This is a genomic window from Clostridia bacterium (assembly GCA_016887505.1).
Lineage (GTDB): Bacteria > Bacillota > TC1 > TC1 > UBA5767 > UBA5767.
In genome coordinates, this window is sequence record CP069393.1 from 865,023 (window position 1) to 884,254 (window position 19,232).

Annotated in this window: 15 protein-coding genes and 4 tRNA genes; all 19 read right to left on the bottom strand. The window is 41.1% G+C overall.

Features of this window, described 5'->3' with window-relative positions:
• Window positions 1-106: 106 nt before the first annotated feature.
• Window positions 107-2,011 (bottom strand): aldehyde ferredoxin oxidoreductase family protein, encoded by a 1,905-nt coding sequence (locus tag JR334_04295; GenBank protein ID QRN86451.1) that lies wholly within the window; start codon window positions 2,009-2,011, stop codon window positions 107-109.
• Window positions 2,012-2,025: 14 nt separating this feature from the next.
• On the bottom strand, window positions 2,026-2,289 hold the full coding sequence (locus JR334_04300) for a MoaD/ThiS family protein (GenBank protein ID QRN86452.1): 264 nt from the start codon (window positions 2,287-2,289) through the stop codon (window positions 2,026-2,028).
• A 56-nt stretch (window positions 2,290-2,345) separates the two neighbouring features.
• Entirely contained in the window at window positions 2,346-3,056 is a 711-nt protein-coding gene (locus tag JR334_04305; GenBank protein QRN86453.1) for a hypothetical protein, read from the bottom strand.
• A gap of 38 nt (window positions 3,057-3,094) precedes the next feature.
• The gene (locus JR334_04310; protein QRN86454.1) at window positions 3,095-4,192 is read right to left on the bottom strand and encodes a Nif3-like dinuclear metal center hexameric protein; all 1,098 of its coding nucleotides are present in this window, start codon (window positions 4,190-4,192) and stop codon (window positions 3,095-3,097) included.
• Window positions 4,182-4,880 (bottom strand): SAM-dependent methyltransferase, encoded by a 699-nt coding sequence (locus tag JR334_04315; protein ID QRN86455.1) that lies wholly within the window; start codon window positions 4,878-4,880, stop codon window positions 4,182-4,184. The genes JR334_04310 and JR334_04315 overlap by 11 nt, the downstream gene beginning before the upstream one ends.
• Before the next feature lie 45 nt (window positions 4,881-4,925).
• Window positions 4,926-5,001: transfer RNA gene (locus JR334_04320), tRNA-Val, on the bottom strand.
• A gap of 7 nt (window positions 5,002-5,008) precedes the next feature.
• Window positions 5,009-5,083, bottom strand: a tRNA-Glu gene (locus JR334_04325).
• Window positions 5,084-5,095: 12 nt separating this feature from the next.
• A tRNA-Ile gene (locus JR334_04330) sits at window positions 5,096-5,172 on the bottom strand.
• 7 nt (window positions 5,173-5,179) lie between these two features.
• Window positions 5,180-5,254 (bottom strand) — tRNA-Asn (locus tag JR334_04335).
• Between the two features lie 170 nt (window positions 5,255-5,424).
• Window positions 5,425-6,561 carry an RNA polymerase sigma factor RpoD gene (gene rpoD, locus JR334_04340; GenBank protein ID QRN86456.1) on the bottom strand — a complete coding sequence of 379 codons (1,137 nt, stop codon included), beginning with the start codon at window positions 6,559-6,561 and terminating at the stop codon, window positions 5,425-5,427.
• A gap of 32 nt (window positions 6,562-6,593) precedes the next feature.
• Window positions 6,594-8,423, bottom strand: coding sequence for a DNA primase (locus tag JR334_04345; protein ID QRN86457.1), 1,830 nt, complete (start codon window positions 8,421-8,423; stop codon window positions 6,594-6,596).
• Window positions 8,424-8,506: 83 nt separating this feature from the next.
• On the bottom strand, window positions 8,507-8,926 hold the full coding sequence (nifU, locus tag JR334_04350; GenBank protein ID QRN86458.1) for a Fe-S cluster assembly scaffold protein NifU: 420 nt from the start codon (window positions 8,924-8,926) through the stop codon (window positions 8,507-8,509).
• A complete protein-coding gene (gene nifS, locus JR334_04355; GenBank protein ID QRN86459.1) occupies window positions 8,927-10,102 on the bottom strand; it encodes a cysteine desulfurase NifS in 1,176 nt (391 codons plus the stop codon).
• Between the two features lie 15 nt (window positions 10,103-10,117).
• On the bottom strand, window positions 10,118-10,516 hold the full coding sequence (locus JR334_04360; GenBank protein QRN86460.1) for an Rrf2 family transcriptional regulator: 399 nt from the start codon (window positions 10,514-10,516) through the stop codon (window positions 10,118-10,120).
• A 77-nt stretch (window positions 10,517-10,593) separates the two neighbouring features.
• The gene (locus tag JR334_04365) at window positions 10,594-12,402 is read right to left on the bottom strand and encodes a DUF4080 domain-containing protein (protein QRN86461.1); all 1,809 of its coding nucleotides are present in this window, start codon (window positions 12,400-12,402) and stop codon (window positions 10,594-10,596) included.
• Window positions 12,399-13,403 (bottom strand): deoxyguanosinetriphosphate triphosphohydrolase, encoded by a 1,005-nt coding sequence (locus JR334_04370; protein ID QRN86462.1) that lies wholly within the window; start codon window positions 13,401-13,403, stop codon window positions 12,399-12,401. Before JR334_04370 ends, JR334_04365 begins: the two co-directional genes overlap by 4 nt.
• A gap of 95 nt (window positions 13,404-13,498) precedes the next feature.
• Window positions 13,499-16,126 (bottom strand): pyruvate, phosphate dikinase, encoded by a 2,628-nt coding sequence (locus JR334_04375; protein ID QRN86463.1) that lies wholly within the window; start codon window positions 16,124-16,126, stop codon window positions 13,499-13,501.
• Between the two features lie 107 nt (window positions 16,127-16,233).
• Window positions 16,234-18,291 (bottom strand): glycine--tRNA ligase subunit beta, encoded by a 2,058-nt coding sequence (locus tag JR334_04380; protein ID QRN86464.1) that lies wholly within the window; start codon window positions 18,289-18,291, stop codon window positions 16,234-16,236.
• A 1-nt stretch (window position 18,292) separates the two neighbouring features.
• The gene (gene glyQ, locus JR334_04385) at window positions 18,293-19,165 is read right to left on the bottom strand and encodes a glycine--tRNA ligase subunit alpha (GenBank protein QRN86465.1); all 873 of its coding nucleotides are present in this window, start codon (window positions 19,163-19,165) and stop codon (window positions 18,293-18,295) included.
• Between the last annotated feature and the right edge of the window lie 67 nt (window positions 19,166-19,232).

Consider the following 19,232-nt stretch of genomic DNA (forward strand, 5'->3'; position numbering starts at 1 on the left):
GAATTATATTAGAGAACCTATTCTTTTACAAGTCAAAGAGTCATATCGATAATATACAGTCAAAATAAAATGGCTATCCGAAGATAGCCATTCACTCAGTTACATATTACTCACCTTGCGGCAAGTCCTTCAGGCATTCGTCCAGTCCAAGTTCACGCAACCGCTCTTCACGCGGTATACCTTCCTCGTTCCATTTGCCCAGTTGATAGTATTCATCAAGCATAGGCTCCAAATTCACCATCAGACCTTTGTGAACCAACTCTGCGTCTTCCTTTGGTATCTTCTCAATATCTTCCGGATGTACGTAAACATCCAATGGTTCTTCTAAGAATCTCTTGGGCAGCATATCGTCTTTCTTTCTAAAACCATGTCTCACATTGTACATACGTTCTATATTGATAATTCTCTGCCCAGCTTTAAACAAATCTTCATTCGAAATGTCTATGCCCATAGCGCGTAGTCCTTCTGCTAAGTCCTCTGGCATTATCGCATAGGTCTCAGTGAATGCAAACTTGCAGATACCAAGTGCATCAGCCAAGGCATTGCATACTTCCGTCCAACGCACCATAACAGCTTTGTAATCTTCCTTGGTAGTATCCATCAGTTCAGGACCACATGCTGCTAACTCAGGAACTTTTCCCACAACATCCATGTTACCCGTCAAATCAATCGTTGCAAGAGCATACAAATGATCTGCCCCTCTATTAGAGGTAGCATGTCCTAAAGCCATACCCTTGAGAACACGTCCATCCTGTCTAGGAATCTCCACATTTTTGCATTGTAGCGCAAAATCTTCTGCACCACCACCTACGGTTTCACCTGCATTTTTAACGCCGTCTGCCAAAAGCTGTCCGACCTTACCTTCTCTTTTCGCGATATCTTCAATCAATCCCTTGATTGTATCTGGATCGCCCCATTCTAGATTATATTTATCGTCAACGAGCAAACCTTTTTGATGTGCTTCCATCGCAAAAGCAATTAATACGCCCACCGATATGGTATCTATTCCCATCTCGTTGCATAGCTTATTGCAGTATATTAGCAGTTCTGGATTTTTATTCCATACATTTGGCCCCAGCGCATTGGCTGTTTCATATTCAGGGCCTTCCTGTAGAGGTGTTTTATAGGGTCCATCTTTCACTTCAGTAAAGCGAGCACACTTTATGGAACAAGCATAGCAACCACCCGATTTTTTTGTATACTTCTTGATTGCTTGTGCATTCAGTTCATCCCCATAGGGAAATTGTCCATAAGCATGGTTTTTAGTTGGGTTATCACCACTCTTATTTTTGTAGTTCAGCAGGATAACCGTTCCCCATTCCGTATAGTCGCGTGCACCTGGATGATTTTTGACCAAGGGCGTTACCCGTCGAACTACATTCATAAAGTTTCTATCTATCACTTTTTTTGCGTTGGATTTAACTACAATCGCCTTGAGCTTCTTATCTCCCATGACTGCACCCATGCCGGTTCTTCCAGCAGCACGGCCGTAATCATTGATAATCGAGGCACAAGAAACTAAATTCTCTCCGGCAGGTCCAATGGAGGCTACCCTGCTTCCGGCATATGTTTCCCGAAGTTCTTTTTCTACTGCTCCGGTTTCCATCCCCCAAAAATCGCTAGCATCAAGAATCTCAATCTGGTCATCTTCCACTTTCAAATAAACAGGACTGGAAGACTTGCCCTTAAAAATGAGTAAATCATAGCCTGCATGCTTCAACTCCGGTCCAAAAAATCCTGAACTATTGGAGTATCCATACGCACCGGTTGCCGGTGATTTCGACGTTACTGTATAGCGTGCAGCAGATGGCCACGGCGTACCTGTAAACGGACCGGTAGAGAATATCAACAAATTTTCCGGGTCGTATGGTTTTACGTCGGGTCCGACGTTGTCATACAAGATTTTAGCCGCAATCCCTCGGCTACCAACATAATCATGAAATAATTGAGGATCGGTTTCCTTTACAGTTACAGATTTATCTGTCAAATCGATCCAAGCAGTTTTTGCCATAGTTCTTCCCCCTTTTAGCCACCACCCATTTGGGTTAGGAGATCCACCTCATCTCCGTCGTGCAGCAGAACACCGGGCCAATCTTGAACATACTTATATTCTCCGTTCAAGGACATACCAGCAATTCTACTCATATCTTCCTTTTGTAACTGTACATACCGATTGACCAGATTTTGCCAAAGGTCGTGCGCAGTACTTCCTTCCGGCAATTCCATATCTAGATACATCGTGCCCAGCATCATTTGGAAAAATCCCAATAGGCGCAGTTTTATCAGCATATATATCTCCTCATAGCATGTATATAGTATAGCACATCCGCGAAACGCTTCCGTGACTATTCTTCAAAATTATAGAGCACTCTATCGCAGCTCTGGCAGCGCACACCTTCTTGGTTAGATTTAACTGCATGAATAGTATCCGACTCAAGAAGCATACTACAGTTTGAACAAAATCTACCCTTTTTAAGTACACTCAGCATTCTAATACCATACTTGGTATTTTCTTTGTCATAAAACGCTCGGTCTGTCTCATCAAGTTCTGAAATGAACTCTGTAATCTGTTCATCTAGTAACTTTAATTTTTCCAACAAGCGGTTTCTTTCCTGGAGGTACTCCTCCACTTTGCCCTCATAATCCTTCATACGATCAACTAAAGAATTCTTTTTATCCTTCAAGTCTGCTTTTTTAGTCATTAACAAAGTATTTTCTTTATCAATTCTAGTATTGCGGTTGGCGAGTGTAGATTCAAGATTCTCCAGCCTATTTTGCAGGCTAGTCAATTCCTTAGGCGTAAAGCGGTTGGAATATAGATCTTCATTAATTTTACTAATTTCTTCTACAATGGTCTGCTTTTCATCCTGTAGTCTATGGATGTCCTTCATCTGGCATCGCAATTTTTCTTCCAAAAGAATAAGGTCCTTTTTTTCCAACAATAATTCTTTTTTGCGTCTGCGAAGTTTCAATTCCCTTTCCCTAGGATAACTTTTTTCCATGGCCTCTCTACGAATGCGCATACATTGAAGCTCGTACAATTGATTATAATTCATATTCTCACCCCGCTTGAAAACGAAAGAGTAGGACATCCCTACTCTAAGATCTTGATCACATCTTGGCTGAAATCCGAAAAAGCACAAGGAATTGATACTTGTTCCCCTACATACCAACATAGCCATTCCATGGCAGGTCGTTCTGTAGCAAAATGCGTTGCATCTATTAGGCAAATTCCGGCTTCTTGGCAATCTAAGGCTGTATGGTAATCTACATCACCTGTAATGAGTACTTGGGCTCCCATACTAAGAGCATTCTTATAGTACTGTTTACCTGCACCTCCACAGACTGCCACCTTTGTTATCATTTGTTTTGCATCGCCCGCGATGCGGATATATTTTAGACGGAGTCGTTCTTTGACGACGCCTGCCAGAGATATCAATGTCATACTATCTTCTAAAGAACCAATGACCCCAATCCCAGTATTCAAGCTTTGATTACGTAATTCATACACGTCATAGGCAACTTCCTCATATGGGTGGTTCAATATGAGTGCCGATAAAACCGGTTCTAATCTGTTCTTGGGCACCAAAAGTTCAACTCGGCATTCTTCAACTGTCGTCAACTCACCAATCTTCCCTAAAGTAGGATTGGCCGTTTCTTGCGGTTGGAAAGAGCCTAGGCCCTGCGAACAAAAGGAAGCGTGGTCATATTTGTCAAATGTACCAGCGCCTGCTTCAAATAAACTTTCTAGTACTTTTTCTCTTTTCGATACCGGGATAAAAAAGACCAACTTGTAAGCAAATAAAGGGCTAGCATCCAGTCTTTTTCGATCAGCAAGACCCAATAGGTCAGCCAACACTTCGCTAACACCTTTTGCGGCTGCATCAAAATTTGTATGAGCGCTATAAACCGCTATATCATGCTTAATCAATTTTCGAATCATTCTGCCCTTGGATGTTCCATAATCAATATTTTGAAGAGCCTTAAAAAGAAAGGGGTGATGCGTTACAATCAAAGAGTGTCGTTTGGAAATAGCTTCATCAATAATTTCATCTGTTATATCCATCGCAAATAACGCACTTTCAACCTCTTGTTCTAGCTCACCTACCATCAGGCCTACATGATCCCAAGATTCTTTTAAATGCGTTGGTGCTATTTCTTCAATTGTTTGAACAATACTTTTAATCTTCATATCGTTCTATCAACCTTCCCAGTTTCTCGATTTCATCTTCCAAGGCTTTCATCTTTTCTTGCTCATTTGTTTTCGCTTGGCGTAATGAATTAAGAATGAACTGTTTGTGGTGTAACATATCTCCCATATATTCTACTAAATAAAGAGACCCGTTTTCAAGTAAAACAGGCCCAATTTGCAGATTTTCCCAGGATAGTTCTTGGATACTTGTTTCTCGGGAGGCAGACAAGACAAGATACAATCTTTTATCTTCTTTTATTAGGCACTCGTTGGTGATCCCGAAGCCCAATTCCAGCAACAGTTTTCGTACTCTTTCAGGCGAACTTTGGGGCTGGAGAACCAACTGTTTGATCTTATCCGTTTTTTCCGGATACTCCGTAAGAATTTTACAAATAGTGTGCCCACCCATGCCGGCAATGGCAACTCGGTCCATCTCATCAACAGATACTGGGCCTAAACCATCTCCCAATCGAATCTCAATTGAATCCTGAAGACCATGTGCCGCAACATTTTCAATGGCTGCCTTATAAGGACCTTTATGAATGTCCACACCCACCGCTTGTGCATATTTTTTTTCCTCTATCAAATGTATGAGCAGATATGCATGATCAGTCCCAATGTCTACTATGGTTTGACCATCCGTTAACAAGTTTGCAATGGCCTTCAATCTATGGCTTATTTTCAACATTCTGCTCCTCCATTTCTATACAAAAAAACCCCGTATAAACGGGGTTGGTGGGCGATGACGGGATCGAACCGCCGACATCCTGCTTGTAAGGCAGGCGCTCTCCCAGCTGAGCTAATCGCCCAATTTAATGGTGACCCGTAGGGGAATCGAACCCCTGATACCGCCGTGAAAGGGCGGTGTCTTAACCGCTTGACCAACGGGCCTAAAAATCGTTTTGGTGGGCCCACCAGGACTCGAACCTGGGACCTACCGGTTATGAGCCGGTAGCTCTAACCAACTGAGCTATGGGCCCAAAAAAGTGGCTCCCCGAGTAAGACTCGAACTTACAACCTATCGGTTAACAGCCGATTGCTCTACCATTGAGCTATCGAGGAATGTTGTTGCCCCTAACGACAAGACTTATTATACTCAGTGTGCTATGCCATGTCAACATTATTTTTAAAAAAATTCATTTTTTACAACTACACATCCATCGTGCAAAAATATCCTTGTATTATTGGATATTCAAGCCTAAAAAAGGGACCGAAGTCCCTTTCCATATTAGCTATTCTAAATAATCTTTCAACTTTTTCGAGCGACTTGGATGTCTCAGTTTTCTAAGCGCTTTTGCTTCAATCTGACGAATTCTCTCTCTCGTAACGCCAAATTTTTGTCCCACTTCTTCTAAAGTGCTCTGTCTACCATCGTCTAGACCAAAACGCAAACGAAGAACTTTTTCCTCACGTGGAGTCAAAGAATATAGTACTTCTTCAAGTTGTTCCTTCAAAAGTAGAAAACTAGCCGCATCCGGTGGAGCAGGAGCATCTTCATCAGGTATGAAATCGCCTAAGTGGCTATCCTCTTCTTCACCAATCGGTGTTTCTAGCGAAACAGGTTCTTGGGAAATCTTAGTGATCTCACGTACCTTCTCTACAGTCAAGTCCATTTCATCCGCTACTTCTTCATGGGTCGGTTCACGACCGAGTTCTTGCAACAGTTGGCGCTGCACTCGAATCAGCTTATTGATGGTTTCAACCATATGGACCGGTATACGAATAGTTCTTGCCTGGTCGGCAATGGCCCTTGTTATGGCTTGGCGTATCCACCAAGTAGCATAGGTACTAAATTTATACCCTTTTGTGTAATCAAACTTTTCTACCGCTTTGATTAATCCGAGATTACCTTCCTGAATTAAATCTAAAAACAACATGCCACGACCTACATATCGCTTGGCAATACTAACGACCAAACGCAAATTGGCTTCTGCCAATTCTTTTTTAGCCAACTCGCCGTCTGCTCCCCCTGCTTCCATACGCTTAGCAAGAGTAACTTCTTCTCCAGCAGTCAGTAGTGGCACCCTGCCGATTTCTTTCAGATACATACGAACAGGGTCGTCGATACCGACACCCTCCGGAATGGATAAATCGATCTCTGGTTTTTCCACAGGCTCGTCTTCCTCAACGACTTCGACCTCAGTCTCGTCCTTGACAATCGCGATTTTCACCTTTTCCAGTTCTTCCATAATGTATTTCATGTGTGTTGGTTCCAGCTTGAAATCATTGAAAATCTCGCCTACCATTGCATAAGTGACTTTTCCATTTTCCTTGCCTTCATCCTCCAGCACTTTAATTCTCTCGTCAATTTCTTCCACGATAGGGGCTTTCTTCTCTTCAAGTACAACCTCTTCTTTTTTAGCTGCCATATTATCCCCCCTTTATCCCGTACAATTTTACATTATATTCTATTTCGTTGTTCCTGTAAAGATTTGAACTTCTTTTTTAATTCTAGCAAGCCACTGCTATTTCCTTCTTTTTCTAGAAAATCCATTTTTGTTTTTATTTCTTCCATTTCCTTCTTAAGAGATTCTTTCTTAAGTGCTCCTATCCAAGCCTTGGCAGTTTCTACATTTAAAGGATTCATTTCATCCATAGTTATAGAAAGCACTTTCTTTTTCTCTTCCTCAGTCAGTTTTTCTAAAACCTCGTGGAAACTCAGCTTACCCTCGCATTCTAGTTCCTGCAGAAGACCAAAGCACCTCTTGGTCAAAGTACCATTGTATTCAATCGTCGAAATCTCATTTTGAAGTTTCTGGTAAATAGACAAATCACGCATACAAAGATTTAGCAACTCAGTTTCTTCCCTAGCTCCGATTTGGTCTATCGACTTCGCTTTCTTTTCTGCTCTCTCTTCTCTTCTTTCTATTCGACATTGTTCTTTGCGTTCCTCTAATCGGTCGTTGCTCTTTGACTTTTTAATTTCAAACCGAAGACTTTCTTCACTAATATCTAACTTTTTAGCAGTCAGTTTAATATACTCTGACATTTTGACTGCATTGCGTATTCTGCCAAGATACGGAACCAGCTTCTTGCTTAAAGCAACCTTTTGTTCAATATCATCTAAATTGCTATGACGTATACCCACTGAAAGCAAATACTCATAAAATGGAAGTGCTCGGTTAAGGACATGCTCAAAGGCTTCCCTGCCATTTTTCTTAATAAAATCATCCGGATCTTTTTCTTCGCCAAGGTCCGCCACTCTTACCAGTATATCCGATTCAGCAAAAGCCTCTGCAGCTCGAATAGTCGCTTTTCGTCCAGCGTTATCTGAATCATACACCAAGACCACTTCTTGCACATAGCGTGATAAAAGCGCAGCCTGCTCCTTCGTGAAAGCCGTACCGAGTGAGGCCACAGCATTGGTGAAGCCATTTTGATGGCTCATGGCCACATCCATATAGCCCTCCATAAGAAGCGCCGTAGATGTTCTTTTCATCTCAGGCAAGGCCAAATTAATCGCATACAAGTTATGCTTCTTTTGGAACATCGGCGTTTCAGGACTATTCAAGTACTTTGGCTCACCTGCCCCCAGGATTCTGCCACCAAAACCAATGATTTCCCCTTTTATATTCTCAATTGGAAACATCAAACGGTTACGGAATCTTGTATAGTACTTATGGTCATCCTTGCTGTTTGCAATGCCTGCTCTCTCCATATCCTTGGGTAAGAATTTCTTTTGCATCAAGTGGTTAATGAGGTCATCCCAACCAGCTGGTGCATAACCAATTTTAAATCGTTTCCTGGTTTCAGCAGTTACCTCCCTCTCGATGAGATAGGCTAATGCTTCCTTGCCACCTGTTTCAGAAAAACAAGCATAAAAATAGCGGGCTGCTTCAAGATTGATTTCTAGCAACGTGTGGTCTTTCTTATTCTCCCTGCTGGAACCTTTTTCTGGGACCAGTTCAATACCAGCCCGTTCCGCTAGTCTTTCCATTGCTTCTGTAAAGTCCAGGTGTTCATATTCCATCAGGAAATTGTAAATGTCGCCACCATTCTGACAACCGAAACAATAGTAAATTTGTTTTTCCCGGTTCACTGTAAACGATGGTGTCTTCTCTGAATGAAAAGGACATAAGGCGACAAAATGTTTCCCTTTTTTCTTAAGAGATACATATTCTCCAATTAAATCCACTATATCTACTGACTCCCGAATTTCTTCGATTGCATCCTGTCCGTAATATGGCATAATTTTCCCTTCCTTAAGTCTATCCTCATAGATTCGTGACAAAAACTCATTTCCCTCTATCAGTTTAGAGATTTCAAACATAAAGGTCAATAAAAGTCCCGGAGAAAATTCTCCGGGACCAAAAATTACTCATCTTCATGAATATCTTCCACTGGTTCATGTAAACCTTCGTAGGTTTTACCATGCTTTTTTGCGTAATCATAAATCGCTGCATTGATTGCTTCCTCTGCCAACAAACTACAATGTACCTTATTGGGAGGAAGTCCGTCCAAGGCATCCATAACGGCTTTATTGGTAATTTTCAGAGCTTCTTCTATCCTTTTACCCTTAACCAATTCTGTGGCCATACTGCTCGTAGCTACCGCCGCCCCACACCCAAATGTCTTGAAACTCACATCCTGTATAATATCATCTTCTATATTGAGGTAAATCCTCATAATATCTCCGCACTTCGCATTGCCAACCGTACCTACTGCATCGGCATCCTCCAAAATCCCTACATTCCTAGGATGATCAAAATGATCCATCACTTTATCGCTATACATTTAATTTTCCTCCTTTAGATAATCCTCATACAAAGGCGATAAATCTCTAAGCCTTTCAACAATTCCTGGTAGCACCTTAATAAGATGTTCTATTTGTTCCTCGTTATTTTCCATATAGTCTAAACTTATTCTTAAAGATCCATGTGCTATTTCATGTGGCAAACCAATAGCAAGCAACACATGACTTGGGTCCAATGAACCTGATGTGCAGGCTGAACCACTAGACGCCATAATTCCTTGTTTTTCCAATAGCATCAAAAGTGATTCTCCTTCAATAAAGCGGAAAGAAATATTCACATTTCCAGGAAGTCTATTCGTTAAATCACCGTTCAACCGACTATGTGGAACCGTAGCCAATACTGTTTCGATTAGGTGATTACGCCATCCAGTTACAACCTGATTTTTTCGTTCACGTTCCTCATAACTTTCTCTCAGCGCTTCACCTAGTGCAAGAATTCCTAATACATTCTCCGTACCAGCCCTTTTTTTCTTCTCTTGCGCTCCGCCATGAATCAGATTATCTAGCTTGATACCTTTTCTTATATAGAGCGCTCCAGTACCTTTCAAGCCATGCAACTTGTGTGCCGATAGAGATAGCATATCAATATTTTCTTCTTGAACATCAATATCTAGTTTTCCATATGCCTGTACCGCATCTGTGTGGAAAAGAATACCTTTTTCCCTAGCCAACTGCCCTATTTCTGAGATTGGCTGAATCGTCCCGATTTCATTATTCGCATACATTACACTAATCAAAATTGTGTCTTGTCGAATTTCCTTTTTAATATCCTCTACACTGACTAGTCCCTTTTCATCCACGGGTATATAACTTACACTAAAACCTTGTTTCTCCAAGTATTCACAAGTATGCAGCACCGCATGATGTTCAATTGCACTAGTAATGATATGACCGGATTTCATCTTAGCCGCCACACCTTTTATAGCCCAATTATCACTTTCCGTTCCACCGGAAGTAAAATATATTTCCTTTGCATCTGCCTTTAAACTCGCAGCTACCTCTTTGCGGACATTTTCAATTTCTGCTTTTGTCTGCTGAGCGCCATCATAAATACTAGATGGATTATAGTAGGTATTTTCAAGAACTGTATTGGCCACTTTAATGACTCGTTCAGAAGTTCTAGTAGTGGCAGCATTATCCATATATATCTCTTTCATATCATTTCTCCCTCTCTATAGCAATTCTTCTAGATTTGTTTCCTGGGCTACAAGTTGCATCTGCTTGGCCATCTTTGCCCAAATCCTATGGCTAGGACAGCTTTCATATTGAGGACAACTTGTCGTATCTTCGGTACATTCGACTAAATACAGCGATTCGTCTACTGCCTGCAGTATTTCCAGCACACTAATTTCTTTTGGACTTTTCGTCAAGCGATAACCCCCTTGGGTTCCACGACGTGTTGCCACTAAATCTGCCTTACGCATTTTGGCAAGTAAACGTTCTAAGTAATTTTCCGGTATATTCTGATTTTGGGATACGCTTTTAAGAGAAATGTACTCTTGGTCCTCAAAGGCGCGACCCAATTCCACCATCGCTCTTAGCCCATATCTTCCTTTAGTTGTAATCTTCATATGCAGCCCTCATTTCCAACTGTTTTACTTGGGTATAGAAATAATAACACCCTATCTCAAGCTTGTCAACCTCTGTATTACTGCAAATTCAGTATTCGAGGAACGGAAAAAATTCCTCTTTCATACCTGTAATCAAATAGGAGAATATATCTAGTTTCATCCCAGCCTTCAATAGAAGAAAGTACCTCCTGAAGACCAGCTATCGTTTTCTCATCAACAATTCCCTTTTCGACTGCTAACATTGGGAGTTTCTGCATCATCAAATAGCATTGTCTCGACACACTCAGCAATCTAGTGTACTTATAAATATCTCTCGAACTCTTGCAGTCTGTTAGCTGCGAAATAAGATCTATATATGACCGATTTATGGACAGCTTTTCGATTATTTGTTCTTGCCCCTTTTGTCCGCTCAATAAAAATTCTGGGATAAATTTCTTATCCGAAAGGAATAGATAATCCAAGAATATAAGTTCTCTAAGAAGTTCCTTGTCTGCGCATAGACCTGTTTCGTCAATCAAGCGGTAAACAGCATAGAATTTTCTATTCAAGCCCTTATAGCGTCCACCCTCCTGGTTGTGATAGCAGGCATCTAAATCGTAGAAAAACTGCAAGGCACCCCCTGGGTAAATGAATGGCATAATCTGCATAATATTGCGCATGATACTGCTATTGTAAAATCCATCTACTGCATTTTCTGCTTGTTTTAAAAAACATAGCTCTTCGAAATCGAGAACCCCTGTTTTCAATACTTCATATGGGGGTAAATCTTGGGATACAATCCCATATTCTTCTTTTCTGACATCTAAGGATGAACCAGGTAGGAGTTTCAAAAAACCCAACTGTAACATATGTGGGTGCATGGCCAGGGCATCTTCAAAAGACTTTTTAAAGGAATAAAAATCTTCAGCCGGTAACCCTGCTATTAGATCAAGATGAATATGCATATTCTCCTGCCTTACCAAGCGCAATATATTTTTTCTAATCTTTTCTACATCCGTCTTGCGTCCACACAATTTTAGCGTTTCTTGGTTTGTACTCTGCAAGCCAATCTCTAGTTGTACAAGATTGTCCGGCATATCCATAAGTATATCCATTGTTTCCTCATCAAATAGATCTGCGCTAACCTCAAAATGAAAACATGTTTTTTGAGGCGCTAATGAGCGAATATATTTTAAGATGGATTTTGTACGCACACCATCTAAATTAAACGTGCGGTCTACAAATTTGATCGTTTGTGGTTCAAATTGTAGCAGTTGAGTAATCTCTTCATATACCGTAGACAAATTCTTGTATCTAGTCCTTTTTTCCAAAGAGGAAAGACAATAAGCACAAGAAAAGGGGCAGCCTCTGCTGGACTCATAGTAGATAAGCTTGTCTCGATTCTCTTCAAGATCTAACTCTGTATAAGGGAAACGCAAGCTATTCATATCTAGATACGGTCTAGGTATGAATTCACAATCTCGAAGCATTAAACCTGCTAAATTTACCAATGGCTTTCCCTCATATAACCTATCGCAGAACTCCTTAAACGTTTCCTCGCCTTCACCAATAAATATGCCTTCAACCTCTGGTTGACTCTCGAATATCTGCTTGCATCGTCCAGTAGCCTCCGGTCCTCCTAGAAAGATTCGAATTTCAGGCATTATTTTTCTTATTTCTGTAATAAAACGCAAGGTGCGTTCAGAGTTCCATATATATACTGAGAACAACAATATATCCGGCTTTTTGTTTGCAACTTCTGCTAAACAAGACATAAACGACATATTGATAGTCATTTCCAGCTGTTGTACCTTGTACTTTGCTGGGACGTTGGCACTTAGGGAATACAGGGCTAAGGAACTATGTACATATTTTGCATTAAATGTTGTTAGAAGTATTTTCATCATGATTTTTTTAGGGGATAGCCGGTCGGTATAAAAAGAGACACATAAATCTGTGTGGCATAGGAATCCGTCATGCCTGAGATATAGTCTGCTACCTTTCGACTAATTGCATCGTCAACCTGCAAATATTCCTTGGGCAATTCATGGGGATTATTCATATAATATTCGAATAATTCTGTCAATAACCTCCGTACCTTTTTATCCTCGGTCTTTGCAGATGAACCGACATATACATGACTGAAGAGGTAATCACGCAGTTCACTCATAGCTCCACCAACTGTTTCACCCATCTGTATTTTATCTAAACCTTCACTCGTATTAATCATATCGCGCACCATCACATCTATTCTTTCACTATGTGAATTGCCCAATATTCTTAAACACTCCTTCGGAATATCTTTGGTTGAGATGATGTTTGCTCTTAATGCATCGTCTATATCATGGTTAACATAAGCAATCCGGTCAGCGATCTTTACAATTTGACCTTCCAACGTAATGGGAATCCCTGGACCCGTGTGGTTAAGGATGCCGTCCTTCACTTCCTGGGTGAGATTCAGCCCTTTTCGGTTATTCTCAAGGACCTCGACTATTCTTAAACTTTGCTCATTGTGTTTGAAACCTTGGGGTAGCAGTTCAGACAGCATTGACTCTCCGGCATGGCCAAATGGTGTATGCCCTAAATCATGTCCCAAAGCAATTGCTTCCACCAGGTCTTCATTTAAGCGAAGGCCTCGGGCAATCGTTCTAGATATCTGGGAGACTTCCAAGGTGTGGGTTAACCTAGTGCGAAAATGGTCTCCACCAGGTGAAATGAAAACCTGCGTCTTGTGTTTCAATCTCCGGAACGATTTAGCATGTACAATACGGTCCCTGTCCCTCTGGAAGGCTGTACGAATATCACAAGGTTCCTCTGCTCGATCTCTGCCCTTGCTCCGTTTGCTAAGGCAGGCTTTTTCACTCAATATTTGTTGTTCAATTTCTTCCCAACGTTCTCTATATAGCATGGTAGCTCCTTTAATCTGTATTGACCTCAAAATAAAAAATGAGGATGGAAAATTCCACCCTCATTGTATCACCATTATCAGACAAAATCATATGTCTATTTGTTGTTTATAACCGCTTGTGCTGCTGCTAATCTTGCAATAGGTACTCTAAACGGTGAGCAAGATACGTAATTTAGGCCAGCTCTGTAGCAGAAATCAATGGAAGAAGGATCTCCACCATGTTCTCCACAAATACCCAACTTGATATTAGGTCTAGTCTTTTTACCTTTTTCACATGCCATTTCAACGAGTTGTCCTACGCCGGTCTGGTCAAGTCTTGCAAAAGGATCAGCTTCAAAAATCTTTTTGTCGTAGTAATCATCTAAGAAATTACCAGCATCATCCCTTGAGAATCCAAATGTCATTTGAGTCAAATCATTGGTTCCAAAGGAGAAGAATTCAGCTTCTTTCGCAATTTCATCTGCAGTCAATGCAGCTCTTGGAATCTCAATCATAGTTCCAACCATGTATTTCAAGTCAGAGCCTTTTTCAGCGATGATAGCATCTGCTGTAGCAACTACGATATCTTTTACGTATTTCAGTTCCTTAACTTCTCCAACAAGTGGAATCATGATTTCTGGAACAATATCATAACCTTTGCGTGCTTTCACAGCGATGGCAGCTTCAATTATTGCTCTGGCTTGCATTTCAGCAATTTCAGGATAGGTTACTGCCAGACGACAGCCACGGTGTCCCATCATTGGATTAAATTCATGCAACAAATCAACTTTTGCTTGTAATTCATCTGCTGTAAGACCCATATCTTTCGCCAATTCAGCAATGGCTTCAGCATCGTGAGGTAAGAATTCATGCAATGGAGGATCCAGTAGACGTACCGTCACAGGTCTTCCTTCCATAGCTTCATAGATTCCTTCAAAATCGCCTCTTTGCATCGGAAGTAATTTGGCTAGAGCAACTCTTCTTTCTTTTTCATCAGATGAAAGAATCATCTTTCTAACACTTGCAATTCGTTCTTCTTCAAAGAACATATGCTCGGTCCGGCATAAGCCAATACCTTCAGCACCAAATCCAACTGCATTTAAAGCATCTTGAGGTGTATCAGCATTGGTACGTACCTTCATCGTCCGTACTTCATCGGCCCAAGCCATGAAGGTTGCAAAGTTTCCGGAAATCTCCGGTTCAACCGTCTTGATTGCAGAACCATAAACTTTACCAGTAGAACCATCAAGAGATATGTAGTCACCTTCGTTATATGTCTTACCAGATACTGTAAATACCTTATTTTCTTCGTCTACAGAAATTTCTCCACAGCCGGAAACACAACACGTTCCCATACCACGAGCAACTACTGCTGCGTGGGAAGTCATGCCACCGCGAACGGTAAGAATACCTTCTGCTGCTGCCATTCCTTCAATATCCTCTGGTGATGTTTCTAAACGAACTAGAATAACTTTTTCGCCAGCTTCTTTTGCATTTTTAGCATCTTCAGCAGTAAAGTAAACCTTACCGCATGCAGCTCCAGGAGATGCTGCCAAACCAGTAGCAATTACCTCGCCAGCAGCCAAAGCATCTTCATCAAACGCTGGGTGCAACAATTGATCCAGTTGTTTAGGTTCAACCTTCATTATTGCTTCTTCTGGTGTCAGCATACCTTCTTTAACCAAATCTACAGCAATCTGCAAAGCCGCAGCTGCTGTTCTTTTACCATTTCTAGTCTGCAAGAAGTACAATACACCGTCTTCAATCGTGAACTCCATGTCCTGCATGTCTCTGTAATGGTTTTCTAGGTTGCCGGCAATAGTCATAAACTGTTTGTATACTTCTGGCATATCTTCTTCCAAGGTAGAAATCGGTTTAGGGGTACGTATACCAGCCACAACGTCCTCACCTTGTGCATTGATTAAGTACTCACCATAAATCATTTTTTCGCCAGTAGCAGGGTTTCTAGTAAAGGCAACGCCTGTTCCAGAAGTATCACCCATGTTACCAAATACCATCTGCTGTACATTCACTGCAGTACCCCAGCTTGATGGAATATCATTCATTCTTCTGTACACGATTGCCCTTTGATTATCCCAAGATCTAAATACAGCAGTAATGGCTTCCATTAGCTGGTCTTTGGGGTCTTGTGGGAAATCTTCGTTCAGGTGTTCTTTATAGATAGCTTTGAATCTCTCCACTACCTCTTTCATATCTTCAGCCGTTAAATCGGTATCAAACTCAATATTCTTAGCTTCTTTGATGCTATCAAGTACTCTTTCAAAATGAGATTTAGGAATCTCTTTTACTACATCTGAGAACATCTGAATGAAACGTCTATAGGAATCGTATGCAAAACGAGGATTACCAGTTGCTTTTGCAAAGCCTTCTACAGATATATCCGTAAGTCCAAGATTCAAAACAGTATCCATCATACCAGGCATGGAAGCTCTAGCTCCAGACCGTACGGATACCAATAATGGAGCGGATTCATCACCGAAAGTCTTACCTGAAATTTTCTCAAGCTGTTTTAAAGACTCTGTGATCTGTCCTTTTATATCTGCATCGATTTTCTTTCCTTTTTCATAGTAATCAGTGCAAGCTTCTGTCGTTACGGTAAAGCCCTGTGGGATTGGCATACCCATTTTGGTCATCTCTGCCAAATTGGCCCCTTTTCCCCCTAGAAGATTCTTCATAGAAGCATCGCCTTCACTAAACATGTACACAAATTTCATTGCCATCATTATCCTCCCAATATTTATTTTTCCGGTCAATCCGGCTTATTAACTGTTTAAAACCCTTTGAAGTATAACACAAACCCCACTCTTATTCCATATGTTGTTGTTTCGTGTTATTCCTTCTCCACTATTTGGGAAAAATCAGCAATATCCCTAGTTAAAGAAACAACTTTATCCAGCAAAGCCAGTCTGTTTTCCCTTATGGACTCATCATCAACCATAACCATGGTATTCTCTAGAAAATAATCTATATCATCCTTCAATTCCGCCACGAACAATAAAGCTTGGTAATAATCTTGAGATTGCTTTTTCTCAATAATATTTGCTTCAATCTTATCTAGGGCACTAGCTAAGCGTTGTTCTGGCACTTCTTTCATCAAATTGGCAGCAAATTCAATTCCTTTTGATTTTTGGCTAAGGTTATTTGCCCGTTTAATACCCTGCAACAAAATACTGAAAGCATCTTCGTCTGAAAAACGCTCAATTGCGCGAGCCCGGAGTAAGGTATCGTGAAAACGTAAGGAACGAACACGCGTGACAGCATCTACCTGATCATAGGAAATTCCTTTATCCTGCAAGTCTTTTTTGACACGTTGTAAAAAGAATTCTTCAACAATTTCTTCATTATCAAAAGAAATACGATCCTTGTAAAGTGACTTAGCATAATCAATAATCTCACTAAAATCCAAGTCCAATGCATGCTTCAAAACAATCTGCAGTATACCCTGAGCAGCTCTACGCAGTGCATATGGATCTTGCGATCCTGTTGGGATCAGTCCTACACCCATCACACCTACAATGGAATCAAGTTTGTCAGCCATCGCCACAATCTGTCCAGGTAAACTACTCGGTACAGCATCACCTTGGAAACGTGGCATATAATGCTCGCGAATACCTTGAGCGACTATCTTATCGTAACCCGCATGGTTTGCATAATATTCGCCCATAATGCCCTGCAGTTCGGTAAACTCCTTAACCATATGGCTATTCAAATCATTTTTACACAAGTTTGCACAAATTTGAATTTTTTCGTCCTTAATACCTAGCTTATCTGCAATAAATTCAGAAAGTGCTTCTACTCGTTCAACCTTATCTTGGTAACTGCCTAACTTCTCCTGAAATACAATTTTGGAAAGCTTCTTTCCCATATCCTTGAACGGAATCTTCAAGTCTTCCTCGTAGAAAAATTTAGCATCTTCCAATCGTGCTACTAGCACTTTCTCATTTCCTCGCGTCACAGTGCCAATATATTTTTCAGCACCATTTCGAACACCGATGAACAAGGGTTTTAGCTGGTTATTCATATCTACTACTGGAAAATAACGTTGATGCTCCTTCATCGGCGTAATGATGGCCTCCCTAGGAATACCAAGATAGTCTGGATTGAAGGATCCACAAAATGCCGTTGGGTACTCAACTAGCCACACAACTTCCTCTAAAAGATCTAAATCCTTTTCAAGGTAGCCTTTGTTCTCTCTTGCTGTTTCTTCTATTTCTTTTAGAATGCGTCTGCGCCTTTTTTCTATATCTACCATAACATAGGCATTCTCGAGTGTTTCAACATAGTGTTGTGCACTCTTAATCTCTATTTGTCCTGGTGACAGAAAGCGATGACCTCTAGAGTATCTATCTGCTTGTATACCAGCGATGGTAACAGGGATAACCTCATCGTCTTGTAATGCCACAATCCAACGGATGGGCCGAACAAAAGAGGTCTCTCCTTTTCCCCACAACATATTTTTGGGAAAGCTCAACGCTTCTACAAACTGCTGCAAAATTCCAGGTAATACTTCCTTCGTTTCTTTTCCAGCTTTCTTGATAGAAGCATAGACATAATCAACTCTATCTAGCTGCTTCAAAATCAAATGAGAAACTTCCACCCCTTGGCCTCTGGCAAAACCTTGTGCTGCCTTGGTTGGGTTTCCTTCAGCATCAAAAGCAATTTTTTTTGCAGGTCCCTTTACCATCTTGACTAAATCGTCTTGTTGCTCGGAACACTCTTCTAAATAAAGGGTTAAACGACGTGGGGTTCCCATTATCCGAACCACTTTACAAGGAATGCGTTCCTCCATCAACAAGGCCGTTGCCTTTTCCTTCATTTGCTGCGTAATATCCGGCATAAACCTCGCTGGAATTTCCTCGGTACCAATTTCCAATACTATTTCACTCATGCTAATTCTCCTTCATCAATGGGTAACCCAGGGCTTCTCGTTGTTCTACATAGGCCTTTGCGCAACTCTTTGAAAGGTTTCTGATTCTAGTGATATAGCCAGTCCGTTCGGTCACGCTAATAGCACCTCTAGCATCCAACAAATTGAAGGTATGAGAGCATTTCAAAGCATAATCGTAAGCAGGCAAGACCAATCCCTCTGGTATGAGTCGCATTGCTTCATTCTCATACTGGTCAAAAAGCGAAAACAGCATATCTATATCTGCATGCTGAAAATTATACGTTGAATAATCCACCTCATTTTGATGGAAGATATCCCCATAGGTAACGCCTTCCATCCAAGTAATATCATAGCAGGAGTCTACTTCTTGGATATACATGGCAATCCTCTCCAAGCCATAGGTTATTTCTACTGGTATAGGTTTGCAGTCAATACCGCCACATTGCTGGAAATAGGTAAACTGCGTAATTTCCATACCATCTAGCCATACTTCCCAACCTAGCCCCCATGCACCCATCGTTGGTGATTCCCAGTTATCCTCGACAAAGCGAACATCATGACGAAGTAAGTCAATTCCCAACGCTTCCAAACTGCCTAGGTACATTTCTTGGATATTATCGGGGGATGGTTTCATTATTACCTGATACTGGTAATAGTGCTGCAACCTATTGGGATTCTCTCCATAGCGACCATCCGTCGGTCTCCTGCAAGGTTCAACATAAGCCGTATTCCAGGGTTCTGGACCCAAGGCTTTGAGGAATGTTGCCGGATTCATCGTCCCGGCACCTTTCTCAATGTCATACGGTTGCTGGATGATGCATCCGGCATCTCCCCAATATTTGTTCAAGGTTAGAATCATATCTTGAAAATTCATATTCACACTCCTGTATAAAAAAACTTATTAAGAAATCTTTATCTAGTTTACAACAAAACACGTTTTA